Annotated in this window: 1 pseudogene; it reads right to left on the reverse strand. The window is 69.4% G+C overall.

Features of this window, described 5'->3' with window-relative positions:
- Window positions 1-232, reverse strand: a pseudogene (locus C6N31_RS43030) (ABC transporter permease); the annotation flags it as partial.
- Window positions 233-258: the final 26 nt, after the last annotated feature.

Raw genomic sequence — 258 nt, forward strand, 5'->3', positions numbered from 1 at the left:
GCCCGAGGACGACGGGTGCGGCGACTCCGGCGGAGGGGTTGCGTGTGGTGACGGAGAGCAGGATCGCCAGGGCGGTGAAGCCGATCAGGGGTGGCAGGGCGGTGGCCCAGGAGGTGATGACCAGTTGAAGTGCCGTGTCAGGTGCGATCAGCTGGCCGCTGAGTCCGGTCAGCGGCTGGGTGCCGATGAGGAGCACGCTGGTGATGATGGAGCTGGCGGCCAGGACGGTCACTGCGGCGAGGGTGAACAGGGTCGCGG

Origin of the sequence: Streptomyces fildesensis (assembly GCF_016107395.1) — a bacterium.
GTDB classification, from domain to species: Bacteria; Actinomycetota; Actinomycetes; order Streptomycetales; family Streptomycetaceae; genus Actinacidiphila; species Actinacidiphila fildesensis.